Origin of the sequence: Paenibacillus sp. FSL P2-0089, assembly GCF_038595095.1 — a bacterium.
Classification (GTDB): domain Bacteria; phylum Bacillota; class Bacilli; order Paenibacillales; family Paenibacillaceae; genus Paenibacillus_AQ; species Paenibacillus_AQ silagei.
Genome location: NZ_CP152006.1, coordinates 655,895 through 672,888 on the forward strand (window position 1 = coordinate 655,895; position 16,994 = coordinate 672,888).

Annotated in this window: 12 protein-coding genes; 10 read left to right on the forward strand and 2 right to left on the reverse strand. The window is 55.6% G+C overall.

The annotated features are described in order from the left end of the window. Window positions 1-319 precede the first annotated feature (319 nt). The 5 genes from aroD (at window position 320) to NST69_RS02700 (ending at window position 4,587) form a co-directional block, all read left to right on the forward strand. Entirely contained in the window at window positions 320-1,084 is a 765-nt protein-coding gene (aroD, locus tag NST69_RS02680; RefSeq protein ID WP_340955984.1) for a type I 3-dehydroquinate dehydratase, read from the forward strand. A 174-nt stretch (window positions 1,085-1,258) separates the two neighbouring features. Continuing rightward, window positions 1,259-1,951 carry a response regulator transcription factor gene (locus tag NST69_RS02685; protein WP_340955982.1) on the forward strand — a complete coding sequence of 231 codons (693 nt, stop codon included), beginning with the start codon at window positions 1,259-1,261 and terminating at the stop codon, window positions 1,949-1,951. Continuing rightward, window positions 1,948-3,315, forward strand: coding sequence for a HAMP domain-containing sensor histidine kinase (locus NST69_RS02690; protein WP_342548408.1), 1,368 nt, complete (start codon window positions 1,948-1,950; stop codon window positions 3,313-3,315). Before NST69_RS02685 ends, NST69_RS02690 begins: the two co-directional genes overlap by 4 nt. Then, the gene (locus NST69_RS02695; RefSeq protein WP_342548409.1) at window positions 3,312-3,914 is read left to right on the forward strand and encodes a PepSY domain-containing protein; all 603 of its coding nucleotides are present in this window, start codon (window positions 3,312-3,314) and stop codon (window positions 3,912-3,914) included. The genes NST69_RS02690 and NST69_RS02695 overlap by 4 nt, the downstream gene beginning before the upstream one ends. Before the next feature lie 112 nt (window positions 3,915-4,026). Continuing rightward, window positions 4,027-4,587 carry a PepSY domain-containing protein gene (locus NST69_RS02700; RefSeq protein ID WP_342548410.1) on the forward strand — a complete coding sequence of 187 codons (561 nt, stop codon included), beginning with the start codon at window positions 4,027-4,029 and terminating at the stop codon, window positions 4,585-4,587. A gap of 61 nt (window positions 4,588-4,648) precedes the next feature. On the opposite strand, the gene NST69_RS02705 is transcribed toward NST69_RS02700, so the two are convergent. Both NST69_RS02705 and NST69_RS02710 read right to left on the reverse strand, forming a co-directional pair. After that, entirely contained in the window at window positions 4,649-5,413 is a 765-nt protein-coding gene (locus NST69_RS02705) for a MerR family transcriptional regulator (RefSeq protein ID WP_342548411.1), read from the reverse strand. Window positions 5,414-5,653: 240 nt separating this feature from the next. Beyond that, entirely contained in the window at window positions 5,654-6,406 is a 753-nt protein-coding gene (locus tag NST69_RS02710) for a 3'-5' exonuclease (protein WP_339253694.1), read from the reverse strand. 212 nt (window positions 6,407-6,618) lie between these two features. Between NST69_RS02710 and NST69_RS02715 the strand changes: the two genes are divergently transcribed. The 5 genes from NST69_RS02715 (at window position 6,619) to NST69_RS02735 (ending at window position 16,970) form a co-directional block, all read left to right on the forward strand. Then, window positions 6,619-7,038 carry a hypothetical protein gene (locus NST69_RS02715; RefSeq protein WP_036731220.1) on the forward strand — a complete coding sequence of 140 codons (420 nt, stop codon included), beginning with the start codon at window positions 6,619-6,621 and terminating at the stop codon, window positions 7,036-7,038. Between the two features lie 13 nt (window positions 7,039-7,051). Further along, on the forward strand, window positions 7,052-12,037 hold the full coding sequence (locus NST69_RS02720) for a DUF4132 domain-containing protein (RefSeq protein WP_342548412.1): 4,986 nt from the start codon (window positions 7,052-7,054) through the stop codon (window positions 12,035-12,037). A 519-nt stretch (window positions 12,038-12,556) separates the two neighbouring features. Further along, window positions 12,557-14,668, forward strand: coding sequence for a LuxR C-terminal-related transcriptional regulator (locus NST69_RS02725; protein WP_339253697.1), 2,112 nt, complete (start codon window positions 12,557-12,559; stop codon window positions 14,666-14,668). 287 nt (window positions 14,669-14,955) lie between these two features. Continuing rightward, window positions 14,956-16,527, forward strand: coding sequence for a methyl-accepting chemotaxis protein (locus NST69_RS02730; protein ID WP_342548413.1), 1,572 nt, complete (start codon window positions 14,956-14,958; stop codon window positions 16,525-16,527). Window positions 16,528-16,541: 14 nt separating this feature from the next. Next, window positions 16,542-16,970: a chemotaxis protein CheW gene (locus NST69_RS02735; RefSeq protein ID WP_342548414.1), complete on the forward strand. Its 429-nt coding sequence runs from the start codon at window positions 16,542-16,544 to the stop codon at window positions 16,968-16,970. Window positions 16,971-16,994 lie beyond the last annotated feature (24 nt).

The following is a 16,994-nucleotide window of genomic DNA, read 5'->3' on the forward strand; positions in this document are numbered from 1 at the left end:
AGTAGATTGCGTGTGTGATAGAGGAAGCAGATGGTATATAAGACGCACTAAGAAATTAACGAAAAGCAAAAAGAAGCGGAGGGGAAATTTGGAACTGTAGGAGCGGTAGCGTCCGCCTTTGTCAACGGATTTCATCCGCGAATAGCGGGAAAAAATCAAAGAAATCTGTTGACAACAGCGGCCGGAAGTCCAAATGTTCACCGCAGCGACGACCAAGCTTCGAGTTCAAACCTTAAGTGCGTTTTATATAACAGACAAATTAAGCGGGGAGCATCAGAGGAAGCTCTGAGACTCCGGGTCCGCTAAGGAGCTGACACGTTTGAGCGGTACAGTAACCGTCAAGAATATAACCCTCGGAGAAGGGATGCCCAAAATCTGTGTTCCGCTGGTCGGAACGACGCGGACGGAGCTGCGTGAAGAAGCTGAGGCGCTAATCGCACTGGCGCCGGATGTGGTGGAATGGCGCAGTGATTTCTTCACGGAGGTGGAAGATATTAATGCCGTGACCCAGGTGCTGGAGGACATCCAGCGCCTGCTGCCGGAGATTCCGCTGATCTTCACCTTCCGCAGCGCCAGGGAAGGCGGCGAGAAGGAAATCTCCTCAGCCTATTACTTCCGGCTGATCCAGGCGGCGGTAGAGAGCGGGCTGGTGGACATTGTGGATGTGGAGCTGTTCCAAGAGGAAGCAGAGGTCCGCAGACTGATTGCAGCAGCGCATGGACAGGCGGTGTTCGTGATTCTCTCGAATCATGATTTCGACGGGACGCCGTCCGAGGATGAGATTGTCTCCCGGCTGTGCCGGGCGCAGGAGCTGGGCGGCGATCTGCCGAAGATTGCCGTAATGCCGCAAGGGCCAGCCGATGTGCTGACCCTGCTGGCGGCGACGAACCGGATGCAGAAGCAGTATGCGGACCGTCCGATCATTACGATGTCGATGGCCGGGGAGGGCGTGATCAGCCGGCTGGCCGGGGAGATCTTCGGCTCGGCGCTGACCTTCGGTGCGGCGCATAAGCCTTCGGCACCGGGGCAGGTGGCAGTCGCAGAGCTGCGCGGTGTGCTGGAACTGCTGCACCGCAGCTTGTAGCGGCTGCCGGTTCAGACGCAGCAGGAATGGGGATAGACAGGGGTGTTTCCGGCCGGTATTACGGTGGAAGCACCCTTTTGCATATAGAGAGATAGCAAATAGCGGGCGGAGTTTGAAACTGTAGCTGCCCATGCCCTACAATGGAGGCAACCAAGTAGAAGGGGCGGAGCGCCGATGACAGAATTGATTCTGGTGGTGGAGGATGAGGTGAGAATTGCCCGTCTGCTGCAGATTGAGCTGGAATGCGAGGGATACCGTGTGTCCATTGCCGGGAGCGGCCATCAGGGGCTGGAGATGTACCAGGAGCAGCAGCCGGATCTGTTATTGCTGGATGTGATGCTGCCTGGATTCAGCGGCATAGAGCTGCTGCGGCGAATCCGGGCGGGTGATCCCGATACGCCGGTGGTGCTGCTTACAGCCAAAAGCTCGGTAGAGGATAAAGTATCAGGTCTGGACCTTGGGGCCAATGATTATATTACGAAGCCGTTTCAAATTGAGGAGCTGCTGGCGCGTGTCCGTGCTGCGCTGCGGCTGGCCTCGGGGCGGAGGAGAGAGGAAGCCGTCAACCTGCTGATGGCAGAGGATCTGGAGCTGAACGAAACTACACGGGAGGTGAAGCGTGCAGGCCGGAGCATCGAGCTGACTCCCCGGGAGTTCGACCTGCTGGTCTACCTGCTGAAGAATAAGCGCCAGGTGCTGAACAGGGAACAGATCATGGCTGCCGTCTGGGGATACGATTATTACGGCGATACGAATATTGTGGATGTCTATATCCGCTATGTCCGCAAAAAAATTACGCTGGACCACCAGCCTGAATTGATTCATACCGTGCGGGGCGTTGGTTATGTGCTGAAGGATGCCCCATGAAGCTGAGGAGCACCATTCATCTGTATTCCAGCGTGCTGTTCGCCGTGCTGCTTATCCTCATGAATCTGTTCATCTACGGCGTGTTCAGCCGGATGTCACTAGACAGCCAGCTCGGGCAGGCATCTGCCGAGACAGCCAGAATTGCTGCCGCGATGAGAAAAGCGGGAGACGGGGTAACGGCACCAGAGCTGCTCCGGGCATATGTGCCGGTGGAGGGAATGCTGCGGCTGCTCACTGTGGACGGAGGCGGACCGGCGCCGGTCACCTCAGCCTCGGGGCAGGAGATCAGCCGGCTGAAGCCGGTCTACCATCCCGGGAAGCAGGCGGAGCGGGTCCGGGTGGACGGACGCTTGTATGCGTTCGTGAGCGTTCCGGTCATCTGGACGGACGGTAACGTCCTGAATGTCCAGATGACCAAAAGTCTGGAGGGCACGATGGATACCTTGCGGGTGCTGCGGCTGGTCCTTGCAGGCGCTACGCTTGCGGTGCTGCTTCCGCTGCTGCTCTCCGGCCGCCTGTTGTCGGGCCTGATTATGCGGCCCATCGTCCAAATGACGGCGACTATGCGGGAGATTCAGCGCAGCGGGAAATTCCGCAGGCTTCCGCTGAAAGCACACTCGAAGGATGAGCTGGTGGAGATGGGACATACCTTCAACGACATGATAGGCCTCTTAGAGAGCAATTATGTGAAGCAGGAGAAATTCGTGTCGGATGCCTCCCATGAGCTGCGCACACCGCTGACGGTTATTGAGAGCTATGCCAGTCTGCTGAAGCGCAGAGGGCGGGATCACCCGGAGCTGTTCGATGAATCGGTTGAGGCCATCCATTCCGAAGCTGTGCGGATGAAGGAAATGACGGAGCAGCTCCTGCTGCTGGCGAAGCACCCGGAGCAGTGGGATCTGGAGCTGAAGGTGATGGATCTGGAGGAGCTGGTGCGTTCTTCGGCGAAGGCTTTTCATAATGCGTACGGGAGAGAGGTCACGGTTCAGGTCAAGGGGTCACCCGAAGGCTACAGCGATGAAGCGAAGCTCCGGCAGCTGCTGTTCATCTTCCTGGACAATGCCCGCAAATACAGCGATGAGCAGATAACCGTGCGTATTGAGGCTGCCGGGCAGGAACGGATGATTGTAATTACCGACCGCGGCATTGGAATTCCACCGGAGGAGCTGCCGAAGATATTCGACCGTTTCTATAGAGTGGATGAGGCGAGAACCCGTGAGAACGGAGGGGCAGGCCTGGGGCTGTCGCTAGCCGCAGAGATCGCGGGGGCGATCGGAGCGGAGCTGTCCATGGATAGTACGGTAGGCCTGGGAACCTCGGTGACGATCCGCATGGCTGCGGACCGCAGGGGAGGTGGACAATGAAGCAGCATCCAAGGAATAAGAGCAAAATGTACAAGGCAGTCATAGGTATGGTGGTCTTCCTGCTGCTGGCTTGGGTTGCCTTCCGGATATTCGGGAAGGATTCGGAGCCGGTGTTATCCAGAGATCAGGCAGAGCAAGCTGTGCTGAGCGAATATGCCGGTAAGGTTGACAGTCTGAAGCTGCAAGCTGGAGCTTATGTAGCAGAGCTTCAGACTGAGCAGGGACGGTATGAGCTGAAGCTGGACGGAGTTACCGGCGAGATTCTCTCCATCGTGCTGCTGAAGCGCGTGGACGAACCGGCGGTGCAGCCTACGTCTGCCGCTACTCCAGCTCCATCTGGCGGAGCTGACGTTACCCCGTCACCAGCACCTACCCCGGGAGCGCAGAGCGTAGTCTCCGAAGAGGAGGCTGTCAGGCTGGCTCTGCGTGAGGTACCGGGGGAGCTGGACGATGTGGATACGGGAATTGATGCGGCAGGCGCTTATTATCTGGTGGAGATTCATACTTCAGACGGGCGGGAGGCCGTAGTCCAGGTGAATGCCATCTCGGGCCATATTATGTCTGTGACCTGGGAAGAGCCGGATGGGGACGATTCCTAGGGTATCTGTTTTTTTCTCAGCGAATTCTAATGTTACTCCCGCTGTTCTCTCAGATTGTAGCGTTATAGTTACTACATGAAGCAGCGAAGAATGAACTTAGGAGGCGTTAACATTGAAGACAAAGATATGGAGCAGTATCACGGCGGCAGCACTTATTCTCGGAGGCGCTTATGGTATAGGCGAGCTGAAGGGCAGTACGGCAGATGCAGCCGCATCCGCGAAGAGTCAGAGCAAAACGTTAATTAGTGTAAGCAAAGCCGAGCAGATTGCCCTGAAGGCAGCTCCGGGACAGGTGGAGAGCATCGATCTGGAGAAGAAGGCCAGCGGCACGTATTACGATATTGAAATTCAGCAGACCAAGCAGGAGGTAGATGTCCGGGTAGATGCCTATTCGGGAAAAGTGATCAGTGTGCGCAAGGATGCAGACGATGATGACTCTCATAAGGCAGCTCCGGCCTCAGGCGGCAAGCTGATTACCGCAGGCAAGGCGGCTGAGGTGGCTCAAGCTGCTGTGAAGGGGACGATCACCGAGATTGATCTGGACCGGGACCATGGAGGAGCTGTCTATGAGGTTGAAGTCAGGAACGGGCAGGTCAAGACAGAAGTAGGTGTCGATGCGTATACTGCCAAGGTTGTGTACACCGATACGGATTCCGACGAGGATGATGATTGATATGTAAAAAAGAGGCAGCCGGATTGAACGGCTACCTCTTTGCTATGCCAAACGATTACGTCTACTGCTTCGCTCCAGTATACACATGCACTGCATCCCGCAGGAACGCGGCCATGCCGGGGCGGCGCTGGTCGTAATAAGCGGTGAAGCGCTCATCATCGACATACATCTGGGCAACGCCGGCGTGGGCTTCCTTGGTGTACGTAGCCCAATAAAAGCTGAGCCACTGGCGGTGCAGATGGGCGGCCTTTTGCGCCAGTTCGCTTGCCGAGTCGCCTTCCTCCATCGCCTGCTCCAGTGATGCGAACATATCAGCCTCAAGCTGCTGAAGGGCAGCGTACTGCTCCTCCGTCATATGGCTGAGCTTGCGGTTTGACTGCTCCACAGCTTCCGCGCCGTATTTCTCCCGGATCTCCTGGCCGTACTTCTGCTCGTTATCGTCAATCAGCTTCTGCTTGAAGCCTGCGAATTTCTCCTGATTACTCATTGGACTTCTCCCTTCTGTGTGTGCAATGGTCTGCTCGACGTTCGCGATGAGCCGGTCCAGCTGCTGTCTCCGCTGAAGCAGCTGGTCATGGTGCTCACGCAGGGCGCGGGCGCCGTCGAAGGAGGGCGAATGGACAATATCTCTGATCGCCTCCAGGCCGAGGCCCAGTTCCCGGTAGAAGAGAATCTGCTGCAACAGGTCTACCTCAGTCTGGCCGTAGATCCGGTATCCCGAGGAACTGATTCTGGCTGGCTTCAGAATACCGAATTCATCGTAATACCGCAGGGTCCGTGCACTGATCCCCGCGAGTGTCCCCAGCTTCTGCACCGTATATTCCATGGTCTAATCTGCCTCCAATCTGTCTTGGCGTATACAGCAGAGAACGGGTTCAAGGCGTTCCCGCCGGGTAAGCGGCCGCTTACAGATCTAACTGTATACTTTGACGTAACGGCAAGGTCAACTCTTAATTTGTATAATAACCAGACAGCAGGGCGGGTAACCGTGTGCTGGAAAAGCAAACAGCGGCAACCGCCCAGGCTATGCCTCGGGAGATTGCCGCTGCTGCGCGGGCATATGGGGTTATTTCTTGCTAAGCTGGGCGGTGAAATACGCCTTAAGCTCTGCCAGCTTCCGGGGGTCCGCCAAGGCATCCTCCGCAGGGAAGTAATGCTCGGCGACCAGCTCCCAGGTGGGGACGATTTTTTGGGCGGTCATGGCTTTGATGGCGATCTTAACCGTCTTGCGTTCCCTTGCGTTCGAGAAGGTATCGACATAGTGCTGGGCACGGCCGAAGTCCAGCTCGCTGAAGACTGCGCGGAAGATCTCCGCCGTCATCTTGGCATCGTCCAGCGCGCGGTGGGCGGAGCCGGAAGGCTCCAGGCCGAAGAGGGCCATGGCCCCTTCGACGCTGATGTCGTTACTGAGGCCGCGGGCGCGCAGGACGCCCTTAAGCAGATCGAAGTAGGTGGCCTCCATCCAGTAGGCATCATCCATCTTGTGCATCCGCACATCCTGGATAATCCGCTTCATATCCTCGCCGCCCCAGGTTAAGAGCAGCACGCCGTCAGCGCTCTGGTCAAGCCACGCTCTGAAGGCGGTAATGACCTTCGGGAACCGGCTGGCGACGTCGATATCCTCTTGGGGGATGCCGGTTTTTTTCTTGATGAATGAATTCAGGGTGGAGAAGTATATGGGTCTGATTAAGGCTGAGAATTCATCCTTAACCTGCAATGAAGCGTCTAACCGGACCGCTCCGATCTCAATGACCTCCATAGGATGCTCGCTGGCAAATTTGCGGCCGTTGAATTCGATGTCCAGAATAATATAATCCACAGGTAATGCCTCCGTTTCAGTGACTGGCGCCAGGATTGCACGGAAATGCGCCGACCCTTCTATTTTAGCAAAAAAAGAGCTGTACAGATACCGGATGCCCTGTATCCGCACAAATTTGAATTTTCGGCGGGGGAACGGGTTGATTTCTGGGAAATCGGGTAATGAACTAGATAATCTGTCGAATAGAGCTATTGAGGTAAGGAGGGAAGGCCATGAAGCTGTATGTAACCGTCAAAAGCCTGGGCAAACGCAGGCCGGTGCTGGAGCGTAAAGAACTGCTGCTTGCTGACCGTCCGCAGACGCTGCGCGCGTTGATCTCGGAGATTGTAGCCGGGCAGGTGCAGGCGATGCTGGAGCGGCAGGAGCGGGGAGATCTAATCCCTTACCTGACCGCAAATGAAATTGCGGAGCAGGGCGATAACGGCAAGGTCGGATTCGGTACGGTGTACGGTGAGACGAAGCCTGAGGTAGAGCAGGCTACGGCTGCAGCACTGCTTGCTTACGAAGACGGATTGTACAAGGTATTCGTGCAGGAAGCGGAATGTTCCGCGCTGGATGAGCCGCTGAGGCTCGAAGAGGGCGATGAGCTGACGCTGATCCGGTTCACGATGCTGGCAGGAAGACTATGGTGAGGGAGATGACAGGATGAAAATCGGAAATGCAGAGTGGGAGACTCAGTGGTACGCGGATGTTGAGAACAAAGCCAAGGGGCTGAAGGGGGAAGGCGCGGAGCTGGCAGGCCTGCTCGCGGAGTTCAGCAAGAACCGCTACCTTCATGAAGGGGAGGATTCGCTGGACCGCTTCCTTGTTATCATGGATGATCGCGCTGCGGCGGCTCAGGCTGATTTTACCGGATACTGGGAGCCGCTGATGGGGATCATGCAGCAGCTGTACAGCACACATACCGTTGAGCTTGCCCGTTACATAGTTAAGCATGCAGTGGAGTACCCTTATTCCATAGGGTATCTGCGCCGGCCGTTCCGGACCCGGGAGGTTCAGGCGCACCGGATGCAGATCCTCCGCAAAATCAATGCCCTGATCTATATGGAGCTAATTGAATTCTCGTTACCGGAGTACCTGAAGGGGGATTATGAAAAGGATTACAGTATCTCTTACCGTGTAGATGTTGCCGTTCCCGATGTAATCGCCTATGAGCTGGACCGCAGCGGCAGCGGAATGGAGGAGCTGCTTAAGGATGCGGTGTACGGGGACAACCAGGGGGCGCTGCTGAGCCGCAATATGATAAAAGGTGCATTCCTCAGCCATAACCAGGCTGCTGTTCAGATGATTGGCGAGCTGCTGCTCGCTGCCCGGCTGCAGGAGGGACTGCGGCAGTCCATTATGGAGACGATGGATGAGGGGACGATAGAGAACAACCTGTATATGTTGAAAGTGATTCTGGACAATGATCTCGTGCGCTACAGCTCGGTTGTGCGTGCCCTGGGCGTATGGACGGGGATGGGCCTGGAAGCCCAGAACCAGCGGGTGGCGAAGCAACTGATTGAAGGAGCCTATCAGGTGCTGACGGATGAAGCGCTGCGGGCTGACTGGCTGACCAGCGAGAATGCCAACCATGTCTACCTGAGCTTGTGGGGGACGGCTGTCTATGAGGAGAATGAACTGATCGGCAAGGTGGATGTCCTGATGGAACAGGGCCAGTCCTACCAGAAGATTGTAGCAGAGTATGTACTTTCCGGCAGCCAGAACCGGGAGGTGCGCCTGAGCAGCGCCCGGAAGTATCTGAAGGAGCAAGAGCCGGAGCTGCTGTACTGGATTCTGACGAACTATAATTATGATTATAACCGGATGTGGAGAGGACCGAAGGATAATGGGCCTAAGATCGAGGTCGTAACCAGCCCGCAGCTTGAGGATAAAAGCGAGCGGCAGCGCGACTTCAGCCTGCTGAAGGACATCTTCCTGAATCCGGACAGCCGGGAGCTGACCGGTACCTCTAAGGTGCTGGATTTCCTGCAGGTCAGCTACACCCGTGATCTGCCGGTCCAAAAGATGCTTTATCTGATCTCCTATGATATGGACCCGGCCTGGGTGAATGAATTGCTGGCGCTGAAGGACAAGCTCAGCACGGACATACGGGGGGAGCTGCTGAATTACTTCGTGCAGCATACGGAGGATACCGTACAGCGCGAATTCATCTTCGCCAGCCTCTCCGACAAGAGTATCAAGAACCGGGAGCTGGCGCTGGACCTGGCGCAGGGGCTAACCCTGGCGGAGGATGAGCTGCTGATGGCCGAAGGGCTGCTGAAGCTTAAGACCGGTACGCTGCGGCAGAGCGTGACCCGGATGCTGCTGAATCAGCCGGATGAAGCGCTGAAGGAGTCCGTCCACAGACTGGTGCAGGGCAAGAATGCCCTGCAGCGGCAGGCAGGGCTGGAGATTATGACCGTGTTGTTCCAGGATGAAGAGCGGCAGGCACTCTTTGAAGCAGTGCGTCCGCTGGCAGAGGCGCTGGAGAAGCCTTCCGACCAGGAGCGCGAGCTGATTGCGAGGCTGAGTCAGAAGAATGAGTATACCAAGGCGAACGGCTTCGGCTTGTTCGATCCCAAGCAGTCGGAGGAGTGGCTGACGCAGGGGCCGGTACTTGACGGATTCGCCTGGGATCAGGTGTTCAAGCTGTCCTTGGAGCAGATCAATACATTCCTTAAGGGACTGGACAACACGATCCACAAGCACCGCGACGTAGAGTACGAGGTTGAGTATTACAGCGGGTATAAGGACACGGTGCTGATCGGCACCAACCTCAGACCGTTGCAGGGGTACTTAATTAACGATGAGGAGAGTGGCAAATCCGCCCTTGAGCAGTACCCACTGCATGAAGCATGGGCTGAATATTGGGACAAGAGCGGCTGGAGCGCCCGGGATCTGATAGAGTTGAACTTCTATATCAGCCTGGAAGAGCTGGATGAGACCCTGGATAACTATGACGGTTACGACACCTTAGGAATTGATGATAAGGAACTTAGTAAGCAGAAGCTGCTGTCCGGGTGGCGCAAGGAGTTCGCGTCAGGGGTCTACCCGCTGGAGCAGATCGAGGCTGTGTTGAAGCTAGTAGACAAGCTGAAGTACAGATGGCAGGTAGAGACGCTGCTGAATGCGTACCGCGCGGACCACAAGAGCCCGGAGGGCTTCCGCCAAGTGAATGGTGCGGTGAATGCGCTGATGGCTGCGTTCCCGGAGGAGAAGCTTGCGGCGGACTGGCCTTTCCTGTCTGTGCTGGCTGATCCGTGGGTCGATATGGTGCAGAAGCTATGGAACGGAGCAGAGGAGTTCAAGGAGATGTTCCGTACCTGCTACCGGTTCGAGGGGATCAGCGGAGGCGAAGAGCGGGACAGCATCATCGGACTGAAGCACTACGTTGAGGCCTTCACCGGTGGAATCATCCGCGAAGAGACGCTGCTTAAGGAGCTGCTGCTGAGTAAGGATGCACGCAACCATATGAGCTGGATCAGTTCACGCAGATATGATTGGATCGAAGACAGTCCACAGATGGTTGGACTACGCACACGGATCATCGACCGTCTGCTGGCCATTGAGCTGGGGCGCGGCGACCTGCCGACTGAGGTGACCGGCATGACAATGGGGCTGCAGCGGATAGAGGGCCTGGAGTATTGTATCCGTATCCTGTCAGGGCTGAACAAGGATACCTTCGTGCGCGGGTACGTGTATGGCTATGGCAACAATATTACGAAGAAGGAGTCCTTCAGCCATCTGCTCAAGGTATGTTATCCGCGTGAGGGCGATAATGCGGAGCTCCTGAAGACCTTGCTGCAGGAGTACAAGCTGTCCGATCAAAAGCTGCTGGAAGCCGCCATGTACGCCCCGCAGTGGATCGAGATCATTGCCGAATACCTGGGCTGGGAAGGGCTTCGCAGCGGGGCCTGGTACTTCCACGCCCACATTAACGAGAGCTTCTCGGCCGAAAAAGAGACGGTGGTGGCGCATTACTCGCCGATCACGCCGCAGGAGTTCAACGACGGCGCCTTCGATGTGAACTGGTTCCAGTCCGCCTACAAGGAGCTTGGACAAGAGCGGTTCGAGCTGCTCTATGACTGTGCCAAGTACATCTCTGCCGGTGCGAACCACCGCCGTTCCCAGCTGTTCGCCGACGCCACGCTCGGCAAGCTGAACCTGGAAGAGATGAAGCAGTCTGTGGAGCAGAAGCGGGGCAAGGATCATCTGCTCAGCTATAGTCTGATTCCGCTGGGAGAAGACCGCGAGCAGGATATCCGCGTGCGTTATGAGTTCATCCAGCGCTTCCTGGCGGAGAGCAAGAAGTTCGGCGCACAGCGCCGCGCCAGCGAAGGCCAGGCCGTACAGATTGCTCTTGGCAACCTGGCGCGCAATGCCGGATATGCCGATGTCACCCGCCTGATCTGGGATATGGAGGCGCGCAAGCTGGATGATTATGCTGCGTACTTCGAGCCGTATGAGCTGGACGCAGAGACCTTCGTCTCGCTTAGTATCGACGAAGAAGGGCAAAGCGATTATGTGGTGACCAGCAAGGGGAAGGCGCTGAAGTCGGTGCCCGCACGCTTCAAGAAGCATGAGTGGATTGAAGCGCTGAAGGAGGCCAAGAGCGAGCTTACCGGGCAGTTCCGGCGCGCCCGGGCTGAACTGGAGCGGTCGATGGAGTCCGGCAGCGGCTTCACGCCGGCAGAGATTGCCGGGCTGAGCCGGAATCCGGTGCTGGCACCGCTGATTAGCAAGCTGGTGCTGATGAGCGGCGATGCGTTGGGATATTACGATGCGGATCAGGGGGCGCTGGTAAGTCCTGCGGGTGAATCCACGGCCCTGAGCGGGGAGACTGTGCTGCGGATAGCCCATCCGCTGGATCTATACCGCAGCGGACAATGGAGCCTGTACCAGAAGGATCTGTTCGACCGTCAGCTCCGCCAGCCGTTCAAGCAGGTCTTCCGCGAGCTGTATCTGCCGAATGAGGATGAGCTGGCCCATGGCGTGCTGTCCCGCCGTTATGCGGGCCATCAGGTGCAGCCGAGCAAGACGGTCGCCCTTCTGAAGGGGCGGCAGTGGACGGTCAGCTATGAGGAAGGGCTGCAGAAGGTGTTCTATGCCGAGAACCTGATCGTCCGGCTCTATGCCATGGCGGACTGGTTCTCACCGGCCGATACCGAAGCGCCGACATTGGAGACAGTGCAGTTCTTCGACCGGAAGACGTACAAGGGCGTGCCGCTCGATCAGGTGCCGCCAGTGCTGTTCTCGGAGGTTATGCGGGATGTGGATCTGGTCGTTAGCGTGGCCCATGTCGGCGGCGTCGATCCGGAAGCGAGCCTGACGACTGTAGAGATGCGCCGGGTCATCGTCAGCGAATCGCTGCGGCTGCTGAAGATTGAGAACGTCCGACTGGACGGCAATTATGCACGGATTGACGGTACACTGGGCGAGTATGCTGTGCATCTGGGCAGCGGCCAGGCGTACAAGCAGGCCGCGGGCGCCCTGTCCATTATTCCGGTGCATTCGCAGCACCGGGGGCGGTTGTTCCTGCCCTTCCTGGACGAGGACCCGCGTACAGCGGAGGTACTCTCCAAGGTCGTGCTGCTCGCTGATGATACGAAGATCAAAGACCCGCAGATTCTGGTACAGCTGAGCAGATGAGCGGCTGCGCGGGTGGGGGAACGGATTGTGCACGGACGGGACACGGCTTACCGCAGCCGTATATAGAGCAATGCCACAGGCACCGGTGCTGAATTTCAGCGCCGGTGTTTTTGTCGCGGGAGGAGGAAGGTGAAGCTGCCTCTTATGGCTAGACGGGGATGCGTGGGCGGAATGTAATCGAAAAACCGAACACATTTTGCTGGTGGGGGGTGCGAGAGCGGAATGTAATCGAAAAACCGATTACATTTGGCTGGCGAGGGGTGCGTGGACCAAATGAAATCGAAAAACCGATCACATTGGGCGGCCGCATAATCTGGGTCACGCTAGATATCGCGGGAAGGCAGTTGAATGGAGATCAGAGAGCGGCGGGCGAGTTGAGCAGATTATTAATTTCGCATTCGCGCATATTTTTGCCCGGATTCCCGGTCAATAATACTGCGTTTGTAGAATGGAAAGCGGGAAAAGCAGGGAATGGGTCCTGCAATGGCGAATTTTGGAGGGGAAAGCGAGGAATAAGCAATGAAGAACAAGCTCCGCCGAAATCTGCAGTCTTTGCAAGACGCATACGCATCATTATGCGGATTGACAATTATTATTACCGATCAAGCGGACAAACGAATAACAGAACCCTCCGGCTTAACCGAGATGGCATCTCTGTTGTTCGGTTCTCCTTGTGCAACCGCTGAACATGCAATTGCGAACCTGCTGGAGAAGGTCAGGAATGTATCGAAAACTATTGTCTATGAAACCCGCTCCGGGCTGAAAATGCTGATTACCTCCATCGGGATCTGTAAGCAAAGGCCCTATTATATTCTGACAGGCGTCTGGGTGGACGGTTGTACGAAAGAGCTGATTACCGGCAGGATTCATGAAACCGTTCCCCCCGGAGAATGCGAGGACTGGATTCAGGCTCTGGATAAGGTACCGGTATTGGATCAGGAGGGCGTCGCCAGGATTATCAGCCAATTGGATATACTGGCTGATACCGTGCAGGCTCTGCTTGAACGGGAGCAGGGCGGAGAATATTCTGCGTATGACCTGCAGCTTATGAATCTGATTTATCTGCTGGACCCGGCGAGCCCGGAGTGGCTGCAAGGAATACTGGGCATTGTGGTACGTATTCTGGGAGTGGAATTTGCGGGCTATGCCAGTAATGCTGCAGACGGGGACCAATTCACAGTGGTGGAGACAACCGGTATGCCGAAGGATAACTCCCTGCAGGGGGCTTCTTTTTTTTACGGTGAGGGATTTCTGGGACAGGTGGGGCTCTCCAAGCAAATGGGGTACTGGAGGAATGCTGACCGCGATCTGCGGATTTCTTTTTTTGCTGCGCATGGGGTAAGGCCAAAGGTGCTAATCTGCTATCCCATCAAATACAAGGACAAGCTGTATGGATTATTGTATGCCGGAGACCCGGTCCGCCCGGAGCTGACGGAGGAGCAGGCTGATATGGGTATGCTGGTGGCCCATCAGCTCGCTGCTTCCATGTATCATATGGAGAGCGAAGCGCTGTATGAACGTCAAAGGAAGAGGCATGATGCCTATAAAGAAATTGTCCAAGGGATTCTGGTTACTCAGGATAAGGAGGATTACCTGCAGCTGTTCATTGAGTTTTTCCAGCAGCAGCTAGGCAGTCCGTTCATGTGCTTGTTATTACATACGCCTGACGAGGCCGGACTGAGGATCTATTCTTCCTCTTCTGCTCCAAATGAACTGTACACCGTCTACGCAGAAGATGCTGAACAGATCTATTTCGCTGACGGGATACCGGGGTTCAACCTGCTGAACAAGCCGATCCGGCGGGAATGGAAGAGCTGGCAGCTGGTAGAGCATCCTATGGTATTTGAACAAAGGCTGCTGGGGTTATTCACGGTCCAGTTCAGTGATGAGGGGCAGCGGCGGGAATATGAAACGATTTTTCATATGACCAATGTGCTGCTAGTGACCAAGCTGCTTGCCCAGCAGCCTCAGAACACGCCCTCCGGAACTGACTTCATGCGGCTGCTCCAGGATAATCTGCTGATACAGCAGCCGGTAGTACATAGCAGAGCTGCAGATATCCGAAGGCTTGCACAGGACTTGTTGGAGCCGTTAAGTCACTCTGCGGAAGAGATGGAATGGATTGGCCAGGCCGCGCTCCTTGCTCCATATCCTATAGGGCTGCTGATCAAATACCTGGGTGATATTCCTGCTGTATGTGTTTTGCGCCATATGCACTATTACCTGACGGATTACAATGGGCAAGAGGATGTAGGAGAAAGTTCCCATCTGTACTTGGCGAAGGTCTTGCTTATGCTCACGAAGTATACGGAGCAGGGCGGCAGGCAATGGAAGGAAACACTTCCTATACCCGTGCCCGAGCCACTTATGCGTTCCTTTGAGCAACTGATAGCTCCTCCGCCGGTTGCAGTGCAGCAAGAGGGAGGCGTACGTTTTACTACCCGGGAAAACGATATCCTGGATGGTCTGCTGACAGGCCTCAATAACAAGCAAATTGCGGAGAAACTGTTTATCAGTACGCATACTGTCAAGAATCACATAACCAAAATCTACGAGAAGCTTGGTGTGCATAGCAGATCACAGGCGATCTCGCAAATATATCAAGCTACCGGCAAAAAAGATTCTTTATAAAAGCAATGATTACGCAGCATGTAAGCGTACATTGCTTTTTTTGTGCAAATATAAGAATTTATGGGTTTCACGCTATACATTATCCTTCTATTCCTCGCTGAAACGGTACCGTCCTTTAAAAGGACGGCAAAGCCGTTTCCACTTGATAAAGGAAAGAAGGCCTGTAGAAAACAGGAAGATTATGTCGAAACTTAGGAACCAATGGCGATAGGCGCAGAGGCCTTACGTTATACATAATAGGGGAAGCTTTGTAGGCTCGACAAAATACATATTGAGGAGTGCTTCATTTGAAACTAAACATCCGCACCAAATTGTTGGGAGGCTTTCTGGTTATTGTAGCGTTGCTTATATTTATCAGCGGGCTATCGATTATGAAAATGGCGGGCATGAACAGCAACTCTGTACAGATGCAGAGCTACAACTTCCCCGCGCTCGTCAATATTGCTGAGATCCGGACCGAGCTGTACAAGCTGCGCGGTGATCTGTTCAAGCTTATCCTCGAAACCGATGATTCGGTGAAGGAGGAGATTCAGGCAGTTATTAAAGCGGATCAGGACAAAATTGCTGAACGGATGAAGGTCTATGGAGAGCTCGCACTGAATGCGGATCAACGGGCTGCGTTAGAGATCATTAAGCAGAGCGTGGATAACTATAACCAATCCGTACCCAAAGTCAATGACCTGCTGGATAAAGATCAGAATACGCAGGCCTACGGCGTCTTAATCGACGCACTGCCTGATTTGCAGAAGGCTCAGGATACCGCCGATCTGGCCGCCAGTAATGTAATTGAAGGTGCAGATGAACGGATCGACTCTACGGTTGCCAGCTATACCTCGGGAAGATTGATGATCCTGATCATCTCCATCCTTGCGGCACTTGCAGCCATTGCGCTGGGCATCGTGATCTCGCAGGGCATCGTCGGTCCGGTATCCAAGCTGCTCGCTGCGATGGTCCGCATGGCAGGCGGTGACCTCAGGGAGGAGATTACGATCAAGAACCGGGATGAGTTCGGCCGGCTGGCCGCAGCAGCCAATGAGATGATTACCAGCCTGCGCAAGCTGATTGGCGGGACGGTCGAAGCGGCGCAAAGTGTCGCGGCCTCCTCTGAGGAAATATCGGCAACCACCGAAGAAATCGCCAGCGGCAGCCAATCCCAGGCCCAGGCGGCGCAAAATATCAATCAGCTGGTTCAGGATCTGACCCGGGGCATCGATGAGGTTGCGAAGAATGCCGAGCAGGCATCGGAGCTGTCGCTGCTGACGCGTCAGGGTGCTGAGGAGGGAAGCACTGCGGTAAGAGAATCCGGCCTTGGTATGAGTAATCTGTCGGAGAAGATGGAACTGCTTGAGCAGGATTCCCAGAAGATCGGCGAAATAATCGAGGTGATTGATGAGATTGCCGAGCAGACCAATCTGCTGGCGCTCAATGCAGCGATTGAGGCAGCGCGTGCCGGTGAGCAGGGACGGGGCTTCGCCGTTGTCGCCGATGAGGTCCGCAAGCTGGCTGAACGGAGCAGTGAAGCGACCAAACAGATTGCCCTGATCATCCGGGTGATGCAGAAGAATACGGTTCTGAGTGTGCAGGCTGTCAGTGACGTATCGGCCCTGTCCGAGCGTACAGAGCGGCTGATCGATGGTATCGTTACCCGCGTCAATGATACTACCCAGCAGATTACAGGCATCGCTGCGGCTTGTGAGGAACAGGCGGCGCAGACGAACGAGGTGCTGCTCTCGATTGAATCCATTGCGGCCGGAAGCCAGGAATCCGCCGCAGCAGCCGAGGAGACGGCCTCCTCCTCGCAAATGCTCGCCTCTTTGGCGGATGAACTGAATAGCTCTGTCTCGGTGTTCAGATTGTAGAGGGGGAGTAAGCCATGCTGGCTGCACGAACGGAGCAGTACATCATCTTCCGGCTGGTACAGGAGAAGCTGGCCATCGATATCCGGGAGATTAATGAGATTATCAAGATGGAGCCTATCACAGCCTTGCCTAACAGCAAGTCTTTTATTAAGGGCGTGATTAATTTACGCGGCAAAATTATACCGGTGGTCAGTCTGTGCAGGCGGTTTGGCCTGGCAGAATCTCCACCGGATACCCGGTCAAGGATCGTAGTGGTACATTACCGGCAGGAGGCCATAGGGATTATGGTGGATTCCGTAGAAAAGGTGGCTTCCTTTCATGAGGTAGAGCCGCCTCTGGAATCCCATGAAGTGCAGGGCGTGCAGTACATGGACGGGATCGGCATGTGTGCCGGGGAGCTGATCAGCATTCTGAACATCGGGCGTCTGTTAAGTGACGGGTGAAGGCCAACGCATGAAGGCGGGGAG